Origin of the sequence: Brevibacillus borstelensis, from assembly GCF_036700025.1 — a bacterium.
Taxonomy (GTDB): domain Bacteria; phylum Bacillota; class Bacilli; order Brevibacillales; family Brevibacillaceae; genus Brevibacillus; species Brevibacillus borstelensis.
The window spans coordinates 744,448-770,197 of the sequence record NZ_CP144922.1 but is presented as its reverse complement, the minus strand read 5'-3'; the positions used below and the strand labels follow the sequence as shown (position 1 = coordinate 770,197).

At 46.5% G+C, this 25,750-nt stretch carries 17 protein-coding genes; 5 read left to right on the top strand and 12 right to left on the bottom strand.

The window, feature by feature from the left end:
* Positions 1–113 precede the first annotated feature (113 nt).
* From V5G20_RS03555 to V5G20_RS03535, 5 genes are all read right to left on the bottom strand, one after another.
* Positions 114–1,103 (bottom strand): SLAP domain-containing protein, encoded by a 990-nt coding sequence (locus V5G20_RS03555; RefSeq protein WP_003388346.1) that lies wholly within the window; start codon positions 1,101–1,103, stop codon positions 114–116.
* Positions 1,104–1,152: 49 nt separating this feature from the next.
* Positions 1,153–2,121 carry an SLAP domain-containing protein gene (locus tag V5G20_RS03550; RefSeq protein WP_003388348.1) on the bottom strand — a complete coding sequence of 323 codons (969 nt, stop codon included), beginning with the start codon at positions 2,119–2,121 and terminating at the stop codon, positions 1,153–1,155.
* A gap of 85 nt (positions 2,122–2,206) precedes the next feature.
* Positions 2,207–3,169: an accessory Sec system S-layer assembly protein gene (locus V5G20_RS03545; RefSeq protein ID WP_003388350.1), complete on the bottom strand. Its 963-nt coding sequence runs from the start codon at positions 3,167–3,169 to the stop codon at positions 2,207–2,209.
* A 310-nt stretch (positions 3,170–3,479) separates the two neighbouring features.
* A complete protein-coding gene (locus V5G20_RS03540) occupies positions 3,480–4,793 on the bottom strand; it encodes a copper amine oxidase N-terminal domain-containing protein (protein WP_338463163.1) in 1,314 nt (437 codons plus the stop codon).
* Between the two features lie 124 nt (positions 4,794–4,917).
* Positions 4,918–5,484: a helix-turn-helix domain-containing protein gene (locus tag V5G20_RS03535; protein WP_003388354.1), complete on the bottom strand. Its 567-nt coding sequence runs from the start codon at positions 5,482–5,484 to the stop codon at positions 4,918–4,920.
* Positions 5,485–5,782: 298 nt separating this feature from the next.
* On the opposite strand from V5G20_RS03535, the gene V5G20_RS03530 reads away from it, so the two are divergent.
* Both V5G20_RS03530 and V5G20_RS03525 read left to right on the top strand, forming a co-directional pair.
* Positions 5,783–7,084, top strand: coding sequence for an MFS transporter (locus V5G20_RS03530; RefSeq protein ID WP_243014851.1), 1,302 nt, complete (start codon positions 5,783–5,785; stop codon positions 7,082–7,084).
* Positions 7,085–7,196: 112 nt separating this feature from the next.
* A complete protein-coding gene (locus tag V5G20_RS03525) occupies positions 7,197–8,186 on the top strand; it encodes an ornithine cyclodeaminase family protein (RefSeq protein ID WP_024984143.1) in 990 nt (329 codons plus the stop codon).
* A 99-nt stretch (positions 8,187–8,285) separates the two neighbouring features.
* On the opposite strand, the gene V5G20_RS03520 is transcribed toward V5G20_RS03525, so the two are convergent.
* Together V5G20_RS03520 and V5G20_RS03515 are read right to left on the bottom strand one after the other, a co-directional pair.
* Positions 8,286–8,726, bottom strand: coding sequence for a hypothetical protein (locus V5G20_RS03520; protein WP_003388360.1), 441 nt, complete (start codon positions 8,724–8,726; stop codon positions 8,286–8,288).
* A 381-nt stretch (positions 8,727–9,107) separates the two neighbouring features.
* Positions 9,108–9,671, bottom strand: a complete 564-nt coding sequence (locus V5G20_RS03515; protein WP_003388361.1) for an AbrB/MazE/SpoVT family DNA-binding domain-containing protein — start codon at positions 9,669–9,671, stop codon at positions 9,108–9,110.
* Between the two features lie 577 nt (positions 9,672–10,248).
* Between V5G20_RS03515 and V5G20_RS03510 the strand changes: the two genes are divergently transcribed.
* The 3 genes from V5G20_RS03510 (at position 10,249) to V5G20_RS03500 (ending at position 13,976) form a co-directional block, all read left to right on the top strand.
* Positions 10,249–11,883: an Ig-like domain-containing protein gene (locus tag V5G20_RS03510; protein ID WP_251246993.1), complete on the top strand. Its 1,635-nt coding sequence runs from the start codon at positions 10,249–10,251 to the stop codon at positions 11,881–11,883.
* Positions 11,884–12,228: 345 nt separating this feature from the next.
* On the top strand, positions 12,229–13,092 hold the full coding sequence (locus tag V5G20_RS03505) for a tyrosine-type recombinase/integrase (RefSeq protein ID WP_251246992.1): 864 nt from the start codon (positions 12,229–12,231) through the stop codon (positions 13,090–13,092).
* 71 nt (positions 13,093–13,163) lie between these two features.
* A complete protein-coding gene (locus tag V5G20_RS03500) occupies positions 13,164–13,976 on the top strand; it encodes a hypothetical protein (RefSeq protein WP_338463162.1) in 813 nt (270 codons plus the stop codon).
* A gap of 103 nt (positions 13,977–14,079) precedes the next feature.
* Here the strand turns inward: V5G20_RS03500 and V5G20_RS03495 are convergent, their stop codons facing one another.
* From V5G20_RS03495 to V5G20_RS03480, 5 genes are all read right to left on the bottom strand, one after another.
* A complete protein-coding gene (locus V5G20_RS03495; RefSeq protein ID WP_311067978.1) occupies positions 14,080–15,195 on the bottom strand; it encodes a GLUG motif-containing protein in 1,116 nt (371 codons plus the stop codon).
* Between the two features lie 767 nt (positions 15,196–15,962).
* A complete protein-coding gene (locus V5G20_RS27080; protein ID WP_422387998.1) occupies positions 15,963–16,100 on the bottom strand; it encodes a four helix bundle protein in 138 nt (45 codons plus the stop codon).
* A 468-nt stretch (positions 16,101–16,568) separates the two neighbouring features.
* Positions 16,569–20,378, bottom strand: a complete 3,810-nt coding sequence (locus V5G20_RS03490) for an immunoglobulin-like domain-containing protein (protein WP_338463161.1) — start codon at positions 20,376–20,378, stop codon at positions 16,569–16,571.
* A gap of 214 nt (positions 20,379–20,592) precedes the next feature.
* A complete protein-coding gene (locus tag V5G20_RS03485) occupies positions 20,593–23,910 on the bottom strand; it encodes an S-layer homology domain-containing protein (protein ID WP_228006739.1) in 3,318 nt (1,105 codons plus the stop codon).
* A 344-nt stretch (positions 23,911–24,254) separates the two neighbouring features.
* Complete coding sequence (locus V5G20_RS03480) at positions 24,255–25,619, bottom strand: TolC family protein (protein ID WP_172920500.1); 1,365 nt, start codon at positions 25,617–25,619, stop codon at positions 24,255–24,257.
* Positions 25,620–25,750 lie beyond the last annotated feature (131 nt).

Here is a 25,750-nt window from a genome sequence, read left to right as displayed (position 1 = left end):
TATTCATTTAGCATAGCGGAACGATAGTGTGAAACGCAACCCTATTCAGGGAATCACTGGAAATCGGATGCGATAGAAAAACCCCTTTTCGCGATGCGAAAAGGGGAGGGTTCTTACTGCAGAAATCCGTTTGACTTGGTTGACTTGGTTGCATCATACACTTTGGATTCCTTCTGCTTCTCGTAAGCTTTCGGAATAAAGACCGTGCACTCTTCCACGGAAAAATCTTGTTTCTTGATCGACGAAGCCGGGATCTGGAACGCAATTACGCGGAAAGCCTTTGGATCTACCTTCATGTTTTCCAATGTGTAGCTGACACGGGCGATATCTTCGCCGTTTGCATCATGAACAACAATCGGAACTTCGGTAAAGTCCAGGCGTTTGTCCAAGCCGTTTCGAAACAGTACAACTACTTTAAGACCGCCGTTTTCCCCTTTTTTCAGTCCCAATGCCTTCAGGTCTACCTTGCCCTCTTCGACTGGATTGGCAGCAAGCTGCTGACGGTAGTATTCCATTTCATCCATTTCCAATTCTCCTCCTGCTACTACAGATTCACCCGATTGTTTCCCCGGTCTTTGATAGCCCAGCGTAAGCGGGACCTCCTCCTCCGGCAGATCGGAAAATTCATCCCAGCGGAACAAAAACTCGCACGGGCGGCTGGACTCATCGCCAATCGGTCCAAAAGTCATCATGTCAAAGCCCTTGCTGGCTACAACCTTTCCCTCGGGTGTCTTCAGGTCCAGCCGCAGTCGGTCCAGCAAAATGCTTTGCTCCGTCGCGTTGCGAATATAAGTGAGTACGAGATAACCATCCCTTGTCACCTGTGTGTAGAAAGGAAAAATCCCGACCTCATCCCGAATAATTGGCGGGAGCTGATCATGCACAAAACGGAGCAGCTCCGCTTCTTCTTCATCGAGGTTATCCCAAGGACCATTAAGGCTGAGAAACAGCTCCTTCGATGGTATACGGTTAGAAGATTGCTCAGGATCATCAAGACCAGACACGCCGAGATAAATCTCCTTGTGCAGATTCTCCTGGATTTCTTCTCTCACCGCCTCCAGGCTCTCCTTGGAGCCAAACCAGTTTTCCAATAACCAACTCATGCAGTATCCTCCTCATACGACAGCTTCAATGATTGCCATTGCCCTTGCTTTACGTAACCTCCAGCGTCCACTGCTGAAGATTTGCATCTGGCTTTTTCACCATATCTGCCGGGAAAACAAGTACCCATGGACGACTCGTTCTAGGACGAACTTGCATTCTGCTGGCGTCAATTGCGCCAGAGGCTACTACTTCGCCCTCCGAATCAGTAATCTTGATTCGCAAGATGTTCGGGCGAAAATCTTCCTCGAGCCCGTTGCGAACAAGTATTCCGGCGACCAATCGTCCATCCTTTGCCTTTGTAATATCAAACCCGATAATTTCTACTGTACCCGGCTCTATAGGGGAGATGTCAAATGTAAGTTTCTCCAAGAGCTTTTTCTGGCGGTCCGTCATTCTAGCTTCCATTTCCGGATCCAATTCAAGCTCTTGCGGCCATACATACGGGTTTTTGTTGGCCTTCATCATGATTTTCCAGTTCTTGAATGTAAAATCTTCATGCAAATAGGATTCTGGCGGAAAATGAACTTCCCAAGGTCGGCTCGTGAACGGAGGAATGGTTCCCACTTCGCTCAGATCAATACGTTGCCGGGCAAATGGGTTGCCATCAAAGTAGATGGCCAATTGAATCTGTTTAAAAGTCACAGGCAGATGTGTGCCATTGCGAATAAAGAAAGCAACAGTTACACCGCCAGTCGGCTGCGGCATCAAGCTAAACCCGGTAACGCCGACAGAGCCAAATGCTATCTCAGGCAGCTCCGCCTGCAAGAAACGGAGTGTATACTTTTTTTCGTTATCCAGCAGTTCTTCCCACGCCGGATGCAAAGAAAGCTCTGTTCTTACCTTACTCTCAAGCACCTGCTGAGTATCCTGCTGTTCCGATTGCTCCTTGACTACTTCCTGATCATCAAAATCATCGAGGTCAAGCGCAGATTCTTCCCGGAGTTCTTTTTTCAAGTCTTCCTGGGGAGCCTCTTGTCCTGACTTTTTGTCCTTAAAGTTTTTAAAAAAGGATAACATGTACATCCTCCTCACCTGTCCGAAGCACGAACGATGACTATTTTCTATGATAAAGGTTTTGGCCGATCGGGGTCAAATCGGGAATTTACTCCACCTGCGCTCCCTGCGGGATACTTACCCTCCAGCGGGACAGATCCGGGTCTTCTATCAGTATGCTCTCTTTTGGGAAGATGAACATCCACGGTTTGCTTGTGTTTGAACGTACAGTAAGTCCACCGAGTTCAAACATGCCGACGGCAACCGTCTGTCCGCTGGCATCGTAGAGGGCCAAAGGAAGCTTTTCGAAAGAGAGCGACTGCGTGGAACCATTGCGGATCAGCAACATCGCATGCAAGGCTCCTTCTTCAGAACGGCGAACCTGCACACTCTGAATATTGACCTCACCTTCTTTCAGAGCCGGCAGTCGTTTCGCCAGATCGATCAGGGCTTCTTTTTGAGAATCAGAAAGCTCGCGAATCCAGGATTCTTCCAACTCCAGCTGCTGCGGAAGCACCATTTTTTTCTGAGCCAGCTCAAACGCAATTTTCCAGTTGTTCAACAAGACATTTACTTGCTGGAAGTTTTCGCTCAGAAACACAAATGACCATGGCCGTGCTGAATGGGCCGGTATTTCTCCTATCTCCGAGAAGTCAAACTTCTGGCGGGTAAACAGCTCATCCTCGCCGAACAGGATAACGAGCGTCATCTCTTGTAAACGTACGGGATGGTCCATACCATTTCGCAAAAAGGCAGTTACCTCAATCCCCTGGTCATGAGGTACCAGAGACATGCCAGCCAGCGATATTTTGCCAGGCTCCATCGGCGGCAGTTCCTGTGCCATGAAGGACAACGCATACTTTTCCGAAGTATTCAAGCTCTTCTCCCATGATTCATGCAAGGAGAGCTTCGTAATTCCACTTCCAACTGCCGATTTCTTGGCAGTGCTTGCCGATTTGTCTGAAGACAGTCCCGTATCCTGAGCGGAGAGGACCGATTCCTCACGCAAATGTTCCTTTATTGCTTCCGGTGTCGGCGTTTTTCCCATCAGATTTTTCAAAAAGGATAGCATGTCTTCGCTCCCAACTTTTCTCTACATCTATATAGAGATTCTATTCGTTTTCAACTATAGCACAGTGAAACTCCAATGCAACATCGAAAACTTGGTATTCTGATACATTGCAGATAATTTTTCCATTATACTATTTGACGCAGCAAAGACGAAAGAGTCGCGGTTAAAATGAACAGAAAACAATCATTGTATTTGTACAATATCTGAATAAGCACGACACAAACATTGACAATGACCCGGACAAAATTGAAACAAAAAGGGCCGTCTAAAGACAGGCCCTCTCTGAAAAAAGCTATAATATAGAAAGTAATTACTGATTGGTGGCATCCGTTTCCGCATTCACGGTCGTTGTACTGCTTCCAGAGATTGTCGTTGCCGCATCGCCTGCCGGCTTCTCGATATCGACCGTTCCAGTGCTTGCAGCCGTTCCTGTCGCAGCGGCAGAACCATCGGCAGTTTGTCCAGCGGAAGACTCTGTAGTTGATGGGGCTTTGGTTCCTTCTGCAGCCGGCGCTTCTGTACCCGTTGCCGTTTCAGTCGATTGCTGATCTTCGATGATGATGATGTCGCCTGTCTCTTGATAGTCGACTTTCGCGTTCATCTTTTCACCGATGAACCGCAGCGGCAGGAAGACGCGGCCGTTTTTCACGATTGGCTTGGTGTCCAGCTTGATCTTCTCACCGTTTACGACTGCTTCTCCCGAGTCGAGATGAAGAACGATCTTGTTTTCGCCGCGCACTACTTCGACTGTGCGGGTTTCCGGGCTCCAGTTCACTTCTGCCTTCAGCGAAGCGCTAATCGCGCGTACCGGCACCAGTGCACGTCCTTTTTCAAGGAAAGGAGCTGTATCCATTACGACCTCTTTGCCGTTGATGAACGTCTTCAGTCCCGCTTCACCTGATTTTTGGTACAGCTCGCCCAATTTTTGATAGACTTCCTTGTCACCGGGCCTGTAGAAACGGTCGAGCAGCTCCTTCTGGACCTCAAGCGCCTGCTTCAGCTCAGACTGTGCTTCCAGCTGCTTGGTCAGCTCCTCGTATTTCGCTCGCAGCTCTTCGGTCACTTCCTGGCTTTTTTTCAGTTGAACCCGCAGCTCGATCAGCTCTTTTTTTGTTTTTACCGCTTGCTGGATCGCTTCTTTTTTGCCAGCTTGGCTGCTCGGAAGCCCTGTGGCCGGATCGATCGCACCGGCTGCCTTTTCCGCTGCTTTCTTGGCAGCTTCTGCCGCCTTTTCTTCGGCTTTTTTTGCTGCTTCTGCGGCCTTTTCCTCAGCCTTTTTCACAGCCTCTGCTGCTTTTTCCTGTGCTTTTTTTGCATCCTCAGCAGCTTTTTCCTGTGCCTTCTTGGCATCTTCAGCAGCCTTTTCGGCAGCTTTTTCAAGCTCCTTCTTGGCTTTCTCCAGTTCCTTATTCGCTTTTTCTTCTGCCTTTTGTTTATCTTCTTCGGCCTTCTGTTTTTCCTTCTCGGCCTTTTCCTGTGCTTTTTCCTTTTCCTTCTCTGCTTTTTCTTTCTCTTTTTCAGCTTTCTCTTTTTCCTCTTTTACCGGCTTATCAGCGTGCACCGCGCCGATAGGAGCTGCAACGAGCAGAGCCAGGATCAAACTTGCGGAAACCAGTTTTTTCATTGGATGTCCCCTCCGTGAAGTAATGAAAAATTGTATTATCTTTTTATATCGGCGAGAGCCGCGACAATTATTACAGATGGCGAAATATTTTGAACCGGAGATATCTATTTATGACTGCAAGCTATCATTTCCCGCTATTTTTCAGAAACCTGGCAGGCGAGCTGACCATCAGAAATCTGACCGGTTTGTCCGTTCGATTGTACCAATTGTGCGGCGTGGATGATTCCATATGGACGCTGTCGCCCGGATACAAGTCGTGTTCTTCGCTTCCCATCAGGAGCGTAAGTATGCCCTCCAACACATAAAGAAATTCTTGCCCTTTGTGTGCAAAAGGGGCCCCTTTTTCGTCATCCGGAAGCAGCGTGACCAAGATCGGCTCAAACAAAGGTGCGGGAAGATCGGCTGACAAGTCTTTGTACATAAAACGCGATTGCTCTGAGTGAAGCTCGTCCCCGCTTCCCTTGCGCAAAATGTATGATTTCGGACTCTTTTCCTGCGGGAAAAAATAGCTGGGGCTCACATCCAACGCTTCCGAGATTTTCGTGAGAGACTCCAAAGTGACTGATGACTTGGATCGCTCCACCTGGGACAGAAAGCTGATGGACAATTCTGTCTTCTCCGCCACCTGCTTGAGCGTCAGCTTTCTTTCCAGACGACGCGCTTTCATTCGTTTTCCGATGTTTTGTTCCATAGACTTCCCTCGCAAGGTTACTGAGTTATCCCTATCCTATCACACCTGACTCTTGAAAACAGTGCAAGAAAACGGGTGCCCGACAGATCGTTCTCCTTTTTCACAACTCAGAAACAAAAGTTTCTCTCGATAAAATATTTTGATTATTGAAACATATATCAACAAGTCTTATAATTCTTTTAACGCCGAATTGAAGTGACACTTCAATTTATTGCTTCTCAGTCTGTACAGCAAGAGATGGCCGCTGATTCTGACCTCATTCAGTAGTGATTACAGTACAAAGGAGGTAGCTGTCAAGATGGCACAAGTTCAAACGGAGGTTTCCAAACGGTTGCAAAACAAAGCGTTAGTCGCAAGCCTGGTCGGAAGCTCCATCGAATGGTTCGATTTCTTTCTTTACGGTACGATGGCCTCGCTCGTATTCAACAAGCTGTTCTTTCCATCCACAGATCCAACCGTAGGGCTTCTGCTTTCTTACCTGTCATTCGGTCTTCCTTTCTTTATTCGTCCGCTGGGCGGAATCATCTTTAGCCATATCGGCGACAAAATCGGACGGAAGAAAACATTGGTTCTCACCTTGTCCCTAATGGGCGGAGCCACTGTCCTGATCGGCCTTCTCCCCGATTACAACGCGATCGGCGTGTGGGCTCCCATTCTGCTGGTCACGATGCGCCTGATCCAGGGCCTCGGCATCGGCGGAGAGTGGGGCGGCGCACTATTGCTCGCCGTGGAATATTCAGGAAAAGGGAGACGCGGTTTCTTTGGCAGCATCCCGCAAATGGGCGTACCGATCGGAATGCTGCTCGGAACACTGGCCGTCACGGTCATGAGCTCGCTGCCAGATGAACAATTCATGTCGTGGGGATGGCGCGTACCGTTTATCCTGAGCGCCGGACTGGTATTTCTCGGCTTGTGGATTCGCAACGGGCTGGATGAGACACCCGCTTTCCAGGCGGCGAGAGAAAGCGGCAATATCGCCAAGGTCCCGATCATCGACACATTCCGCTATCACTGGAAGTCCGTCTTGATCGCTGTCGGCGCCAAAGTCGTGGAAACAGGGCCGTTCTACATCTTCTCCACCTTTGTCATCGCCTATGCGACAGGGTATTTGGGGTATGACCGCGTGACTGCGCTAAATGCCGTGACCATTGCCACTCTGGTGACGACGATCATGATCCCCTATATGGGCAAGCTGTCCGACAAACTCGGCCGGAAGCCGTTGTACATCGGCGGAACCATTTTGATCATCCTCTACGCCTTCCCTTATTTTTACCTGCTGTCGCTAAAGTCCGGCGTAATACTGACGATTGCGACCATTATCGGACTGGGCATTCTCTGGGCGCCGGTCACGGCCGTTCTGGGGACGATGTTCTCGGAAATCTTCAGCACCAATGTTCGCTACACCGGTGTGACTGTCGGCTATCAGCTGGGAGCCGCGTTGGCCGGAGGGACGGCTCCGCTGATCGCTACCGCCTTGCTGGCCGCTTTCGATAACTCATGGGTACCGGTGGCCCTCTACATTGTATTGACAGGTGTCATCTCCCTGATCGCCATCGGAGCGACCAAGGAGACAAAGGACTTGGACCTGGATAATCCGTAGAAAAATATAGCTGAAAAGCCACTGATTCGTGAGGACCGCACCGACACTTCTGAGCCCCGCTCTGCAGCCTCCCGGAGGTCCTCCCCTATTTCGCCAGGAAAGGATGATCCACATGCTCGTTTTGACCCAGAAGGATATTCGCCAGCTCTACACGATGCAGGATTGCTTGCGGGATGTCGAACAAGTATTCCGGGACAATGCCGCCGGCCTCGTCCACACCCCGGTGCGTACTGCCATTGACCATCCAAAGTACGGGGCGACCAGCCTGTACATGCCCTCCTACCTGGAAGCGGCTGATTACGTTGCGGTAAAGGTGATCAGTATTTTTCCGGAAAACCATGCGGCCGGGATCAAGGCGCTGCAGAGCGTCATCCTGTTGACCGAAGCCAAGACCGGCCAGCATGTCGCGATGATGGATGCCAGCTATTTGACCGTTCTGCGGACAGGCGCGAGCAGCGGCGTGGCAACCAAGTATCTGGCACGCGAGCAGGCAAAAAGCTGTGCTGTTCTCGGATGTGGTGCACAAGCTGTGGGGCAGATTCAGGCGGTCATGGAGGTGCGAGCTTTGGAGGAGGTCGTGCTGTACAACCGCACGATAGCACGAGCAGAAGAAATGGAAAAAATACTCCGGACCCTGTATCCGGACTGGACCGGGGAGATCCGCATCGTCGAAAATGCCGATCAAGCAGTGAAGAACGCGGACATCGTCATCTGCAGCACCAAGTCGGAGTCGCCCCTGTTCGACGGGGCCAGCCTGAAGCCAGGCGCCCACATCAATGCCATCGGCGCTTTTTTGCCGCATATGCGGGAAGTAGACCTCACCACCTTGCAAAGATGCAGCAAGATCGTCGTCGATACAATAGAAGGATCACATCATGAAGCAGGCGATTTGCTCATCCCCGTCAGCCGAGGCGAATGGAGCTTTGACCAGCTTCACGCCGAGCTGGGGGAAATCCTTTTGGGTCATAAGAAGGGGCGCGAGAATGAGGAAGAGATCACGTTGTACAAGTCGGTCGGCATCGCCTATCTGGATACGGCTGTGGCCAAGTCTGTGTACGAGCTGGCGAAGGATAAGGGAATGGGGACAGAGATTGTGTTGTAATTTTATTTTTGCTTGCAAAAAGGAAAGCGGAGTGAGCTGCTGCGTGCTCAACTCCGCTTTTACTTGTTGATTGGTAAATTTGCACTTAAAAAACCTGTGCTATGGAGTGTTTACCGTTATAGTGCCTGAAACCTTTCCTTGTCTACCATCTATTGTAATCAGGTAGGTCCCTACCGGGCATACATTCTCACTTGAAAAACTAAATGTTCCGTTACCTGTGAAAGTTCCGCTTCCCATTCTCGTTTGATAACCGTCTGGTTCCAGCTTTGCCAAACGGTAGTATACTTTGGCTTCTCTCGCCGAAGACGACTGCTGATTTACTGTAACATTGACGTAGCCTGGAGTGTTGACATATATGTAACCAGTCTCATCATATTCACCCGCTGCCACAGCAAATCGAAAGGTTTGTGTTGCCATTGCCTGCTGTTCTGTTTCAGTACTTGAAACCCCGGAAGTCTTTGTTGGTTCATTGTTGGCTAACGCATTTGAAGGCAAAAGCAAGGCAGCGGACAAAAGAGTAAACAAAGCCCATTTTTTCATAGTCACCAACTCCCAAATTTTGTATTTTTTCATTATATTATCATTACCTTATCTTTATGTAAATATTTGTATTTTTTACATTTTGAGACTACTATTCGCTTATATTCTTGAAAGCGAATCAAGCCTTACTTACCCAGACCGGCTTTTATATCTTAGTACAGTGTATAAATACCTTACGAGTCAGGTGAGCTGCTGTTTTTTACCCAACGATTCATAATTACGATGAGAGAGCCTTGAACAGCTTCGCTCCGAGCCTGGAAGACATTCTCTCCGGCCAGAAAGGAAAACACCTCGCCGGTCCCCTAAAAGTAAGTAAAAAATTGAAAGGCCCTTCTCTTCTCCACAGCGATGCGAAGAAAAGAAGGGCCTTGCTTACATTTATCAATAATCAAAGTCTACCGGAGAACTCTCTGTGGCACTCTCCCCGACGCAAGTCTTGCAAACGAGCTTGCCTTTGAAATAGAAGGTATCATTCATCAAGGTTCCGCAGAATACACAGCCCGGAGCATATTTCCGGAGAATGATCGTGTCGTTGTCCACAAAAATTTCCAAAGAGTCCATTACTTCGATATTCAGCACCCTCCTGAGTTCAATCGGCAAAACAATTCTCCCCAGGGAATCCAGCTCACGAACCACACCTGAGACCTTCCCGACCAATGGCTTTCCGCTTTCCTGCGTGACGCTTATCTCATGTCTTGCCGCCGTTTTCACCGACTGCAGCCTGTTTCTTTGGTAGTGTGTAGCGCACAACCCTTTGGCCACCTGCTTTTTGTCACAACCAGGCTCCTGGCAAATCCGTTCTTTTACAGTCTGTCTCTCCATACCCGGCTGTGCACTCATCACTGTTTTTTGCAGCAGCCTGTTTTTTTGGTAGTGCTTCATGCAAAAGCCTTTTGCGTAATAGTTATTGGTGCAGCCCTCGATCTGGCAGCGTCGATTGTTCATGATTTCGCCCCTCGCTTATACGTAATCGCATATTGTACAAAACCTGCTATTTATAATGGAACGGTTGAGTAGAAACCTGCGTGGCGTACAGTTTTTGAATGGAACCCATCACTTTTCCCTGATGACAACGGCTCTGCAAGAAACCTTTTCTCCGAACCATTCATCGGCAATCCCTCTCAAGATATGGTAACAGTTTCAGTTTATCACAGACAGGAAAGGATACAATCTGAATTTTGTAGAGAAAGGCAATGATTTATTGTTTGGCGCTGCGGTAAAAAAGTTCAACAATAAAAGCCTCCGCGATAGCAGCGGACTTAGAGCGTTCATGACTCCGCAAATGTATAGGGAATGAAGCTCTTACTTAGCAATCCAACACTTCCATATTGTGGGGATTTCCATTGCTTAGGTAAAAGATACAGCCATATTCCTTTTTTCTACAAATGGAAAGTCAGCGAGTAGCTGGAAACCACATGGAAAATAAAGGGTGGACCTAATTTCCAGACGATTCCAAATACTAGTAAAGGTTTGTGCTATTACCAGTACAGTAGCAGCTGGAACCCTTGAAGCTCCTCAGTTCTTGGGTCTGACCATCAACGGTGACCAAGCTGTAACTGTTGACGCATTGGTTGCTGCTGGATACAAAGTTGAATTCCAAGCAACCTCTGACGTGTTTAAAGGTAACGCTTATACTAGCGAGACAGGCGAATTGAAAGACGGTCTTTCTGTTGGCACAACTTTCAAATATAAAGTTGTTGTAACAAAGGACACAGCAAAATTCGAATCCGATCTTCTGACAGTTAAAGTTAGCGATGACACAGTTGTCGTAGAACCAACTGAAGCAAAACTCAAAGTTGGCAGCAAGCTTTGGGATCTGGGCTATGTAACTACTGACGATGCACCTGAAGTTGTTATCACAAAAGGTAAAAACTTCGCTGGTACTGTAATCGACAAAAATACTGGCGATGATGAAGTAAATGGAGAGAGCGTTGCTGCTGGAAGCGTAACTTATACTTCTAGCAATCCTGCAGTGGCTCTGGTAAGCAGCGAAGGTAAAATCAAAGTCCTGAAAGCTGGAACCACCACTATTACAGTGGCAATTGGAGACAAATCTACAGCTATTGAACTCGTAGTAAAAGATTCTCCTGTTGCAACGAAAGTACAAGAAACTTCCGCTAAAGTTCTCAAAGACGAAACTTCTTTGGAACTGACACTTCTGGATCAATACGATGCTAAGCTGCGTAAAGCAGCTGACATTACTGGCTGGACTGTCTCCACAGGCAGCGATAAAGCGGATGTCATTGACCTTGCAAATGCTAAGCTGGCTGTAGATAACAGCACTTTCGCACTTAAAGTTACCGACCTGGCATTTAAAGCAGGTACTGATACGCTTGTAATCAAGAACAAAGACAATGCAGTAGTTGGCACTGTTTCTGTTCAAGTAGTAGATGTTGCTGGACAAGAGCCAGACAATTACAAACTGGTTCCAGCATCTTCTACCGAAGATTTGAAACTGGATATTTACCCAACGAAAGAAACAGTGGATCTTTCCATCGAGAAATATGTTGGCGATGTTAAAGTAGGAACCGTTGTTGAGGCAGAAGAAGGTTTCACCTTTGTTTCCGATAACGAAAAAGTTGCTACTGTAAATGCCAAAGGTGAGGTAACTGCAGTCGCTGCCGGTAAAGCAGTGATCTCCTACAAACAAGGCGGTATCACGGTAGCAACCGTTGAAGTAGAAGTAACAAACTCTACTCCACAAATCACTGATATCAAACTGAAAGAAGGCAAAACTCAGGTTGAGGTTGCAGGCGGAGTAGAAACAGCTGACGCTGCTACATTTACCGATCTGATTGATGAACTGCAATTTATCGGTGCAGACGGTAAAGAAATCGCTCTGTCTGTGAATGATTCCGATGAACTGACCGGTATTGAGTTTAAAACTATCGTTGATTCTGATGACTTGGTAGCAGTTTCCGACCTTGGTACTGTAGCGAAAGCTGCAACTAAAGCTGTTACTAAAGACACCAAAGCAACATTGGTTATTACTCTCGATGCGGCTTACGGCGGCAAAGAAGTAGTACTTCCGATTCTGGTTACTGCAGCTGTTGAAGGCGGCACAGACACTGGCGCAGGTACTGACACTGGTGCAGGCACAGACACTGGCGCAGGCACAGACACTGGCGCAGGCACAGACACTGGCGCAGGCGCGTAAATTATTAGTCAGGACGTCTGTCCATAAGAATTTTCAACTAAGAGTCTAACATCGAAAGGTGTTAGACTCTTTCTTTTTGTTTTCATTGAACAGAAATGATGACACAACTCTGGAATCATTCGTTACCGAGTTCAGACAGAAAATCACTATATGAAGAAAACCAGCAGCACAAACCATATGTTGAAAATACCCAAAGATGTAATCTTGTCTACACTGACTTCCCAATAATATTTGAACTGCAACCGTTTCCAAGTTATACGACCTATAAAACTGGTTAGAATGTTTGATATGACAATATGTCCATAAGATGAAGCATGTTTCGTTACTAAAGGTGGGCAGATAGCCATGCTACTCATAAATGCGATTCAATTGTTTATGCAATACTTGTCCTCTATAGATCGAAGCCATGAGACGATTACCGGCTACCGCAAGGACCTGATTTTTTTCACTCGCTTCCTTGAAGCCAAGTATAACGTCGAGCCCTACATTGATGAAATTACAGCAAACGATATAGAAGATTACCTCACCTACCTCAAAGAAAAACGAAATTATGCACCCGCCAGCAGGGGGCGCAACCTTCATACGCTGCGTTCTTTTTTTGCATACGCTTACAACAAAGAGCTGGTGAGCCGCAATGTAGCGCTTTCTGTGGAAAAAATTAAGGTGCAGCAAAAAGAAAGAACCTATCTGACGGAAGAAGAAGTCGAGCAACTAATTACAAAGATCGACCACCGTTTGATTCGCTTGGTGGTGATCGTCTTATACATGACGGGAATGCGAATATCCGAATGCCTGAATCTGACGGTCGACAACGTAGACTTGAAACATCGGGTAATCCATGTCGTCGCCGGGAAAGGGAACAAGGACCGACTCATACCCATTTCCAATAGACTGCTTCCCTTACTTGAGGATTACATTCGCAACCAACGCCCTGAAACCGAATCTCCGTTGTTTTTCTGCACCAAGAAAACGGGAAAGCTGTCCCCTGTCTACGTCAATCGAATCATATCGCAGGCAGTCAATGAGCTGGGCTGGAAAAAGAAGGTGACAGCTCACATCCTGCGCCACAGCTTCGCCAGTCGGCTGGTCAAAAAGGATGTGAATCTCGTGCAAATACAAAAGCTGCTGGGACACTCGTCTTTGAATGTGACGAGTATCTATACACATACCGATTTGGAGCAACTGAGCGAGGCAATCAATACCCTGTAAACAAGATAGAGAAACGATAAAGAAATGGGCATGGAAACATGCAAGGGAGTTTAATAGGGGTGTATAAAACAATGGATGTACAAGCAGATCAAAAGCCCATCTACGATGAACGTGCAAATGCCATACTCCGCGGTCTCGTGGAGGGGAAGACTAGGAATGAACTCGCAAAAGAACTAGGCTATAAAAACTACAAAACCCTCGATATTTACATGCGGCGCAAGAATTTCAAATGGGACCGGGATAAGCAAAACTACGTGCCGGCCTACAGTCGCGTGGACAAACAGGATATGGATCTGGCACTGCTTCGTTCGTCAAAAGTAGCCACGGTCATTTCCCTGTTCCAAAAAGAAGGAGCCGACGCCAAGACGATTGCCAAACGCCTAGGCTTCGCCGATCACCGTGAACTGGCCAATTACATGAGAGCGAAGGGCTACAGATGGTCGTCCGAGCAGGGGAATTACACGAGAGTATACGGACAGCTCCAGGAGGAGGCTGAGGGCCGTCCAGAGGCCGTAGAAGAGCTGCAGGATAGTCATGGAGGGGATGAGGCTGTAAACACATCTACGGCCCCCAGATTGAGCCGTGCGGACACAGTCCAATTGGAGCGCTATTTGCCCCTTCTGGAGATGCTGGAGCGAAACAAGGACCGGCTGATCGATCTGATCGTGCCGGGGGCAGAAAGCGGAAAGGTGCCGCGCTACGCAGTTCCAGGGATTTTCGTGACCAAATCCGTACACATGACCAATACGCTCGATTCACTTGTCCGGGAATACAGCAAGGAAAAGAACATCAGCCAGAGAGACATCTTCGCTGTAGCGCTGATCGAGTTCTTTCGCAGGTATGGATATGAGCGTGAAATAGAAACTTTGCTGGGAAGGACATAGCTTGGGGCTATGTCTTTTTGCTGTCTTGACGAGGGAAAAGAAAAAGGGCCAACGCTTGTAGCGGTCGACCCACTTTTATCGATTCATGGCAGTTTTCTGGTGTTTACTCCCATTGGAAAGACGGATACTCACCCATCTGCCACACGTCCGTAAAATCCCAGTCTGTAAACGATTCCTGCTCCTTCATTTGTTCAGATGCAAGCGGCGTTCCCTTGCCCGTGTCATTTTGTCCAGTCTGATCCTGATCGTAAAAAGAGTTGGTCACTGTGCCGCCGCTGTCCAGCTTGCCGACCAAGCCGCCAACTTCTTTGGCGTTGCTGTCTATGGTTCCGGCAGCATACGTTCTGGTAACCTCTTTATGATTGATTCCCACCAACCCTCCGATGACAACATCCTCTCTATACTTTCCTGCAGTGATATCGGAGCTAGCATACGCATCCGCTATCACTCCCTGATTTTCTCCCACCAATCCGCCTACAGCCATGGACTCAGTATCAATCGTTGCTTTTGCATAAGACTGTTCGATGGTTCCTTTGCTTCCATTTAGTCCGGCAAGGCCCCCAACATTATTCGATCCGCCCGTGACGTCCGTCAGTGCATACGACTGCCAAATCTCCCCGTAGTTTTCCCCGACCAGTCCGCCAAGGTTGGAAGCGTTACTTTCTACGCTGCCCTTGGCAAAGGATTGCTCAATGGTACCGGCGTTTGCACCCACAAGTCCTCCCGTTGAAACGAAGCCGTTAGTCGTTGTGTCTGCGGATGATCGGCTCAGGGTAGCCCCTGGCTCCATTCTTCCCACAAGCCCGCCTGTATACCAAGAGAAATGGTTGTCAATTCTTCCCGAACCGGAGCTGTCCGCAATCGAGCCGCGTTCCATATACCCAACCAATGTCCCGACGTTGTGGCTATCGGCTTTGATGGTTCCGGAAACGTGAGTATTTGTTATGGTTCCTCCAAGCATTTGTCCGACCAGGATGGCAACTCCGCTCTTAGTCGTACGAATGTCCGCATCTTTGAGGGTGAGGTCGCTGATTTCCGCTTTGCCCTCAATGGTTCCGAAGAGACCGAGGTTTTTCCCTTCAAAGATATACAAACCGCGGATGGTGTGCCCGTTTCCGTGAAACGTTCCGGTAAAAGGGGTCGTTTCGGTGCCGATCGGCGTCCAACCATTGCCTGTGTTGTAAGGAGCCTTGCTCAGATCGATGTCTGCATCCAACACGAAAGCGGAGTCAAGGTATTCTCTCACATGGTTCAAGTGATCGGCGGTTTTGACGACATAGGGGTCGTGGATTGTCCCCTCGCCGCTTGCAAACTTGGGATCGCTATGCTCGCCTTATATCCCCGTCGGATTGTTCTCCCCAAGGAAATTTCGAGTCGAGCCTACACCGTGCGGGCACCTTTCAGCGCACACGGCGTGCCATCAGCGGAGAGAAAAGAGGAATCACCAAAAAGGACTGTAAATACGGTTTGTATTTACAGTCCTCACGGGTACTGCGAGAAACTACAACGCCCATTGTACGTTCTCATATCCTCTTATCCGCTGACTGGGTCCCTTCGCTCCGGCCCGTTTTCCCCTCCCCGCCTGTGTTGCCACTACGGGTACAAACGGCAAGCCATCATCACTACTACGAACCCGCCGCCATCTTATCAGCCTCGCCGGCGCTAACCCGCCTCTTCTGATAAGACTTCAAACGTTCCGCCTTGTCTATCCCTTCTTTTGCTGACCGTAGGTCTCCACTATACAATACGAGAAAAACAGGTTTAACAGCCCGAATTGTTCCTGTTTCGCCTGTGCGATCCCGCGCACACCGACTGTTGCCAAAACCCTAGCGCTTTTTACCTGACAACAGCTACCTCGTATTGGGTCCACATGGATTCGTCGCCTGACCATAGCCAGCTTTTAAGGAGCCCCGCAGTACTTGGCAATGAACAATGAAGAATGAAAAATGAAGAGTGAAAGGGATATGTTTCATTGTTCCTTATTCTTTATTCATTGTCTTTTTTACTTTGTACCATATTTGCTTCACGGATGTTTGCGTCGATACTGGTTCCTGATCGAATGATTTGCTTGGAAATTACGTATTCTTTTCGTTCATCCGCTAGGTATCGGTAGAGTTTTACGATCCGTATTGCAAACGCAAATGCTTTTTCGTCGACAACGCTTTTTTCAATGAATAGTTAACAAGGAATGATGAATAATTGCGGCTCTTCAAACCGTGATATTCTTCCCTGTTTCCCTTTCTTGAAATCTTACGATTTCATTTTTCATTTCATTATTCATTGTTCATTGCCTTTCCTTACGACTTCACCTGACTTCACGCCGTTGGTTGATTAGGGCCGCTGGCGTGCAGGAGGATTAGGCACGCGATAATGCAATGAATAAGGATTAGTGTATAATTGTTCATCATTCATTTTTCCTTGTTCATTGTCATTTTCCGGCTGTTATCGCGGATTGGGGTTGCACCAATCTATTTGACAAGACAGTTAGAGAAAAGCCCCCTGGACGTAGCAGGGTTGCTTTGTCTGGGGGCTTTCTCCACTTCTTTCACTCATCACTTAGGTGAGTTTATGAAGTAACGTTTCGTGATTTTATTAAGGGGTTTGTTCTTTTACAACAACAGTAAATTCTTTAGTTTCAGTTGCGGTACCCTTTTTAAGAGTAGCTGTCAATTTTACAGTTGCATCACCAGAGCCGTTAGCTGGACGAGTTACTTTACCTTCTGTACTTACAACGTCTTCTTTATCGGACGCCCAAGAAATAGTTACACCGTTTTCTCCTGTTGTTGGCAGTGTCAGATCGGAAGTAACAGCGCTTGTGTCTCCGAGATCCAGCGCATCTTTTGCAGCAGCTACTGCATCTGCATCAGTTTGAGCTTGCTCTTTTACAACAACAGTAAATTCTTTAGTTTCAGTTGCAGTACCCTTTTTAAGAGTAGCTGTCAATTTTACAGTTGCATCACCAGAGCCGTTAGCTGGACGAGTTACTTTACCTTCTGTACTTACAACGTCTTCTTTATCGGACGCCCAAGAAATAGTTACACCGTTTTCTCCTGTTGTTGGCAGTGTCAGATCGGAAGTAACAGCGCTTGTGTCTCCGAGATCCAGCGCATCTTTTGCAGCAGCTACTGCATCTGCATCAGTTTGAGCTTGCTCTTTTACAACAACAGTAAATTCTTTAGTTTCAGTTGCAGTACCCTTTTTAAGAGTAGCTGTCAATTTTACAGTTGCATCACCAGAGCCGTTAGCTGGACGAGTTACTTTACCTTCTGTACTTACAACGTCTTCTTTATCGGACGCCCAAGAAATAGTTACACCGTTTTCTCCTGTTGTTGGCAGTGTCAGATCGGAAGTAACAGCGCTTGTGTCTCCGAGATCCAGCGCATCTTTTGCAGCAGCTACTGCATCTGCGTCTGTAATTTCTCCTGGTGTTTTATCACCATTTACCAATTTATCAATCTCTGGAATTACATAGAGTGATCCTGTTCCATCCAGATCATAAGTCAATTCAACTTCAGATGGAGAGATGAGACGGTTGCCTGCTGCATCTTCCAAACGCTTATTAACGTTCAAGATATGCGGTTCACTAACTTTACCAATTATCTCATCGCTAGTATCTCCAAGGAATGTCTTCGGCAGAGTTATAGTAACTCGTGTTCCTTTCAAGCCACTATTTGTGTACTCAGCCTCTGTCGCAGTGATATTCACACCTTCTGGTAATGGCTTACCATTAATAGTGTAAATGGAAGAGCGATATGCATCGAGAGACATTTCTGTACCAAACTGGATTACAACAACATCTTCAGGTTTGATTACACCGTCTTTAAGAGCATCAATGTTGTCGATTGCTTCAGCCCAGATGATTTGAGCTTTACCTTTTTCTTGCTCCGTTGGGAGAATTGTAAGATCTTGCTTCAGTGTATCCGATGTATTTCCGATATCGTCGGAGATAGAACGGATGTATACTGTCCAATCACCTGCAGTCAGTTTATCAGGTTCAATTGGTTCAATTTCAAACTGGGTATCATCTTCAGACAAGCTGCCTTCAACTAATTTACCCAAAATGGTTGTTTTCTTGTCTTTGCTTACAAACTCAAACGTTGGTGTAGGTACCTTTTCCTGAGTTTGAGATTTTGTTGTGCCCTCAGTATTGGCTGCATCCCCATTAGCTAAAGCCATTTGGATAGGCTCACTCATAGTAATTGCAACTCTCTTTTGAGGAACATTTTTCTCAACTACTTGTTTAGCAGTGAATGTTGGCGCCGTATCATCCAGTTCCATTTCAATGACTTTTACTACATCCTGATCATATTTGGCACCAGTTCTCTTGCTCTCAATTTGATCCTTTTTGAGAGTCAGTCGTACTTTGTTATATCCAGGAGTGTAGTAGTTAATGTTGTTCTTTTCGGTATCGAGAATTACAGTCCAGTCATCTTGCAATTCGAAGTAGTAAACAGAGCCGTTCTTTTTATCCTTAGTCAGCATAACTGGGAACTGAAGGTTAACAACGTCGGTATTGTAAGCCACCCAAACAGGGTTTCCGTCTTTATCAAAACCATGTTGACGCTCAAAATTAAAGTTAGCCAGACTCAAGTCTCCGCCGCCAACTTTTTGTACTGGCTCGTCAAACTTAATCTTGAACTGCTCAGGAGATTGGAGAACGAAGTCAACGGAACCAGCTTCAGGTACAACAGGAGTGATAAATTCGAATTCCTGAGTAGTTGCAGTGTTTTGACCTGTTGTATCGGTTTTGCCCGCATAGTCGTGAATGTTATAAGCTTGAAGCAGGTTTTTTGCACCTTGCTGCTTATAGTAGTTCACGCCATTACCTTTTGTTTCTGTCAGTTTGATGGTTACAAAATGACGATTGTCAATTGCTTCTGTTGTAGCTGTAGGACGTACATAGGACTCAACATTACCGTCCTCATCCACAATGTTACCAACCTTAATAGAAACGATGTCTGCATCGGTCAAACGGTGTCCATTCAGCACCCAGTTCGATGGTTTTTCAGCAACAGCCGCACTCACTGGCTCGTTAAACTCTGCAACAAGAGTTTTATAATCTGGAGCGGTTACTTTTACAGCTTTAGGGGCATCGGAATCAACAAGGTTGAATGGATACTCACTCTTTTGCAGAAGACCTTTAATTCTCTCATCGTTAACCAAGATTGTAACTGCGGAGTTATCTTTTAGAGCTTCTTCCTCAGCTAGAACCAGTTTAATAGTCCTATCGTCAACTTTTACAATGTCCAAGACTTCTCTATCGACATCAGCATTACTAGTCAGGCCTTTGCCTCTTACGATAATTTTTGCTTCACCTTTACCGTAATCCCAGTCGGCATAAAGCTTGTTAAAATCAATTTTATCATTGAACTTCACATATACGTCGCTTGCACGATCAGACTCAGCGGAGGTGATAAATACCTTTTTATCAATATCACCGTTGCCATCTGCTGGTACATATTGGAGATTTACCGCGATGCGTTCCCCGATAAAGTCAGGATCTTCAGCCTGTGAAACGGTAGCAATAATTGTGTCGTTAACAACTATAGGTGAAGAGATAGAAGTAACTTGGACTTGCGCTACCCCTTTGTCAAAAGCCACTGCTTCTTTTGCAAACTTAGCACCTTTCAAGGATTGGAATTTAACTTCACCTTTAAAGTTTTCATCAACTACACCATCGCGCTTAACTGTAATTTTAATGATAGTATTGTCAGCGCCGTCAGCAATCAGTCTGTAATCTTCATCAGCTACATCTACAGACAGTTTCAATCCAGCAATTGTTGTATCAAAATCTTTGGTCGCTTGAGACTCTCCATGTTTAACTGTGAGAGTACCTTTTCCTTCAACTGCAGTTCCCAGTGTCAGCTTGTACTCACCTGGTACTGTGGTAGCGGCGATATTAGTTACAGCATATACTTTGCCGTTGCTGTCTGAAACAGCGAACGTACTTGGCAACGGAAGAGTTGCTGGAACATTAGCCAGTTTCACAATAACTTCAGTACCGTTAATAGCACTTACGCTTTCAACAGTCAGATCTCCAGGAACTTCTGGCCATTCTTCTTTCTTCGGATCCCATTTTTCACCAGTTGCTACATTCACATATTCGTTATCTTCGAACATGCTCTTTGTAGCAGGCTTCAGGAGTTCCTTGTAGTTCTTATCGGAAAGCATAGCTTCCATGAAGTTTACCGCTTTACCGTCTTCATCAACAAAGACAGTTTTACTTGGGTTTTTCATAATATCTTTGGAAGCTTCTTTAAAGTTCTTAATAAGGAAATCTGTGCTGTAGATTTTGTCAACGTTACCACCGACGTAATAACCACTCGGTGCAGCCATGGCGGAAGCGGCCATGCTAGTCAACACAGCTGTTGAAAGAACAGAAAGTACCAGCTTTTTATTCACGTACTACCCCTCCAGATATTGATAGGTTTTTGTGTATTGAGAAACACTCATGTTGTATGTCTGGATGAGTGTGTTCCTCCATATCTAGATATGCAAGTGTGATATTCAGTGAATGACAGGGCAGAGGGACCTCCCTCTGCCCCAGGCCATTCCATGACAAACATTATGTTTGTACTTAGAAACCTGTTTGAACCTTTAAAATCAACAAGGTTTCTTATTCAATAGTACCAGTGTAAGTTGTATCTTCGTTGCCAGATTTGGAAGCTACGATTTTGTATTTCTTAGCGCCTTTTGGTCCTACCACATTTACGGTGAATTTGCCATTTTCAACTACTACTGGCTCTTCATTTGTATAGGTGTCATCTTCAGTTTCAATAGTTACTGTCACTTTTGCACCATTTACACCTTCACCGGAGATAGTGTACAGGTAGAATCCAGGCATTTTCTCTTCAGATTTAACCTTCAGAGAGTCTTTATCGAACAGTTTTTCAGCTGGTTCTCCACCATCGTCTGGTGTTTTTGCATCTTTCGCTTGTTTCAAGAACTCAGCGATGATCTTCTCAGAGTCTTCTTTACCGTGTTGACGTTTCAGATCATCTTTGTTACCTACGACGAATACGTAGTCATACGCAGTACCTTTGTCTTCTTCAGAGTCAATCAAGATGATCAGATCGCCATCGTTTACACTGTCGGTGACTTTAACGTCTGTAGCATCCACGTAAGCTGTTTTGGACTTAACAGTAAAGTGGTCTGTTTCGCCTTTTTTGTTAATATATTCGATTCTGTTGCTGGTCGCTTTTTTAACAACCGCTACATCCAGCTTGGTGATTTCAGCTTCTTCCAGCTGCTCATCGGTTGGCAGTCTGTAATCTTTATTGTTGAAGAGTCTTGCACCAGTAACGGTGTTGCCGTCAATGTCAAGATCGTCTGCCGCTTGGACTACTTTGATAACATCGTCGATAACAACTTCTCCGTCGCTGTTAAAACGATAAGCGATGACGTCACCATTAGAGATGCCTGCGTCGCGGAGATCGCGAGCGTCATCGTCCAGTTTGTAGGTTTTTTCAACTGCACCGGTGCCGTCCTCTTCTTTTGTGATGAGCTCGATAGTATCCTCGGTGCCTCTGCTCAATTGTTTAACCTGACCATAGAACATTTTGCTGGCCAGACCTTTACCTTTGACAACAAAGATTGCTTCTACTTCATCATCTTCAATAGAGTAGAATACCTTCAGATCTTTCTTCTCGGCAATATCTTTAAATTTAGCAACGCCCGGTTTTTTCAGCTCATATGGTTTTTCATCAAGATCAAGTTCACCAGTCATGTCAAAAATCGCGGTATCGCTGGTTACTTCGTACTTGTCAACCATTTCATCTTCTTTATCGGCAACGTTGAGCCAGCTAGTGCCTTCTTTTTCAATAAGCTTGGAATCCAGGACTTTTACCTTTTCTACCTCGCCCTTAGAGTCGAGAGACACTTCAAGCAGAGCAAGTTTGTCCTTCTCTTTGCTTGGTTGAAGGATATTTGAAACTTCTGCATTGGATTTGTCTTTCTTCTCAAAAGACTTACCGTCTGCATCGTAAATATCCTTTTTAGTCAGCTCAATATTATATGTCTTACCTTTTTGAGACATTACACTGAAGGTAATCTTGCTGCCTCTGGTTTCTGCTCCTGTAGTCACAATCGCTTTGAAACGACGGCTGTCGAGACCATCCGTAGTCTCAATGTGACGAATACGTCCGGATGCATCCAGGTACAACTTTACAGTTTCACCAGTAAGACCGTCAATTTTATCCCAGTTGCTGGAGTCCAGCTCAGTAATATCTTTGTTTTGGTTGTCGGAGAAGGTTGCGCCGGTACGGAAACGGTACGTTTTGTCACCGATTACGATACGGTTGTCAGTCTCACTACGCATAGTGATCTTGTCAACTTTACCTTCAACTACAGTGCTAGTAGCGAATACCAGCATTTTTTCTTTCTTACCGTCAGCATAGTAAACGCTGTATACGTCCATAGGCTTCAGGTCAGCCAGTTTGGCAGGCTTGTTGTCGCGGAATACGAGGAAATCCTTGCCTTCATCCAGATCTTCGAGCTTAGCGAAGGATCCGCCACCCAGGTTGGTGATTTTCTTCTTGTCTACATCGACTTTCTCGATTACTTTGGAACCGTATTTCTCGCCTTCTTTGGATTTGTTCAAAGTTTGGTCATCAATTACGTGGATGTAGCTGATGTCACCTTTGTCATCCAGTACCACTTTGGCGGAGAAAGAGTAGCCATCATTTGCTGCAATAATTTCCTTCAAACCTTTGGTAGCATCGCTGAAAGGCTTGAAGTTGTAAGTTACTTGGGTGTCTTTTGTAAAACGATAAGTTTTTCCGTTTCCATCAAGCTCGACTTCCACATCTTCGAGATCACTGTCTTTCTTGATGTTATCTGTTTTACCGTTTTTGATTTCAGTATCGTTGAAGTAGAAAGTGCTCAGACGATCCATGATTACTTCTTCGTCTTCGGAACCTTCCATCCATACGATGGTGTTTTCTTTATCGTCTTTGATCCACACTTGTACGTGTTGACCAGCGAACTCGTTCGGGTTGATGCTTTCGGCTACTTTGTAAGTAGTAGTTCCCAGTCCGGCGTTTTTACCGTTCAGGGTAACTTCGTTAGCTTTCAGAGTGCCCAGACCGATAACTGGTACGTTGGTTACCAGCGGCAGATCTTCGGAACCGTTCTTCTCGTCTTTCGCCCACTCCATGTCGCGAACTTTCACTTTCATGTAGCGAGTCAGAAGAGTTTCGTTGGTGATTTGGAAGTTGAAGTTAACTCCGTAATCTTGTTGCTCCATCAGTTTTACGCGGAGAGCGTTGTCGATCATTTTGAAGATGTCGCCGCGAGTTGCTGCGTTGTTAGGAGCAGTGATGCTTTTCGCGATGTTCAGCTCGGAAGCTTTCGCGATCATGTTGTTTGGCCATACGCCTTTAACAGATGGCTCATAGCCCAGAGCGCGGATCAGCATGGTTACTGCTTCTGCGTAAGTTACATCGTTTTTAGGTTTGAAGGATTTGTCCGGGAAACCTTTGATGATCTCTTGGCCGGATGCTACGTTTACGAAACCAGCAAACCAGTCAGAAGAGTTTACGTCAGTGAAAGTGGATTGGTATTGAGCAAATTTTGCACCTTGCTCCAGTCCACGGATACGAGTGATCAGGGTAGCGAACTCAGCGCGGTTGATTGTTTGATCAACTTTGAAATCGCCATCGCCATAACCTTGTACAACACCCAGTGCATTCAGTCGGTTTACAACCTTCTGAAGTTCAGCATCCATCTTAGGAGCTTCTGTTTGGGTGTTTTCTGTTTGAGCTGCTTCTTCTGCGCCCACTACCATAGGAGCAACAGTCAGTGCGAGTGCACTAGCCAGTACGCTGTTAACAACCTTTTTCATAACCTTGGGTTCTCCTCCTCTAGTACAAACAAATTGTTCTTGGGGAATATTATTTAGTAATCTATCTTTCTTTTTTGAGCCCGAATCCTGCAAGCGCGTTTCACCTCCTTTCGCAGGATTGCTCCGCTTTTTCAGTGTGAAAGCTCTAGTATATTCAGTATTGTGTAAATGCAACAATCCCTAGTGTATCACAGGTGCTAGAATTCGTGAATCTTTTTTACACAATTCCCCGTATTTCGTGTGACATCCTATTAAACGCCTCAGCTCGCAAAAAGTTGCGGTGCCTTCGAAAAAAAGTTTTAAAAAATTTTGTGGTCGTTTCTTCACTTCATTATGTATATGGTGACATCCGCCACAATTCGTATTATAGAGCAGGTTGGGCGGGCTGTCACCAATGAACCTTTTTCCAGTTCTTCGGTCAAGTTTACAGCTGCTGGCTATTTATTTACACCCAGCGCATTTTCGAAGTTTACTACCGCCAAATTGTAGTTGCGGATCGCCTCCAAATGCTGGTTTTCCTTTTCCGCCAGCTCTTCTTCGGCCTGGATTACTTCCAGCGTGGTAGCAAGACCGTTTTCAAAGCGGAGGTTCGTCAGACGGTAGCTTTCCGCTGCAGCCTCCATCGCTTTTTTCCTGAAATCGATCGCTACCCTGGCGGCATTCAGATTCAGGTAGGCTTCCGCTACCTCCGTCTTGATTTGTCGATTTTGTTCTTCGATAGCCAGCTTGGCTTTTTCCACATTGTTTTTAGCAATACGCCCATTATAGGTGGCTTGCATCGACCAATCCTCCAGAACGTTTACGGTTGTATTGGCCAGTTCCAGCTCACCTTCTTTTTGGACGATCTCATGCCGCTGTTTAAGCGCCTGCTCTTGAGCTTGCTGCAGGTTCATTGCAGGAGCCGCGATCTGTTTGTTTTCGGGTGTCAGTTTCCATTTTTTATTTACATCCACACCGATGATCTCGTTAAACTTCATGCCGTTGATTTCCAATGTGTTCTCTGCAGCCGCCAGAGCTGCCTGCGCACCTGCTACACCCATTTCGGCCTGAAGAATATCCGTCTTGGCCTTGGTCCCTACGTCGAATGCCGCCTTTGCTACTTTGAGCTGGGTTTGGGCACGATTCAGGCTTTGCTTTTTCAGTTCAAGATCTGCCTGCGCATGCAACAGATTGTAATAGGCCTGCTGAACGCCCAATTTCACCTGATTCTCTGTCACCTTTACGGCCAACTGGTTCAATTTCTTTGTCAAATCTGCCTGTTTCGTTCCGATATACTTTTGTTTCGAAGCTTCCAGCGATCTGTCGAGAAGCCCTCTCATGTCTGCAGCAGAGTCATAGGCAAGACTCTGGTTAATATCGGCTGTTTTGGCTTCGAGGCGAGCTGTCTGAATCTTGGAGTTCGTCTGCATCGCTTGTTCGATCGCTTTAGCCAGTGTCATTTGCTCTGCAGCAGACGTTGAATCGGATGCATTTGTAGTACCTGTAGTGCCCGAAGGCGATGTATTTTTGGCGTCTGTTGCCTTTGTTTCTGTTGCCTTTGCGTCTGCCGTACCGTTCGCAGCCGCTTTGTCTTCCGTTGCGGCGGTATCCGCTTTTGTTGCGTCTGTCTTGTTCGCATCTGCCTTGCTGTTGTCCGCAGTTGCTGCAGTCGTCGCTTTGTCATTCTGCTGACTTCCTTGTGTTTGCGAAGCAGGAGCTGCTGTTCCGCTTTCAGAAGCGACTGCACCTACACCGATCGAGGTCGCCATGACGGCCGCTATGGAAAGCGTCAGCCATTTCTTCGATGAATATGGAAATTTCATTCTTTTCCACTCCTTTTTGCCTGGATTCATAATGTTTTCACTAGCAGGAAGCTTACAGTTTGTCCCACCAACACTATATCACACCGAATAATGTTTCGTACACGAAGAATCGCCAGTTTCCAAATCTTTCA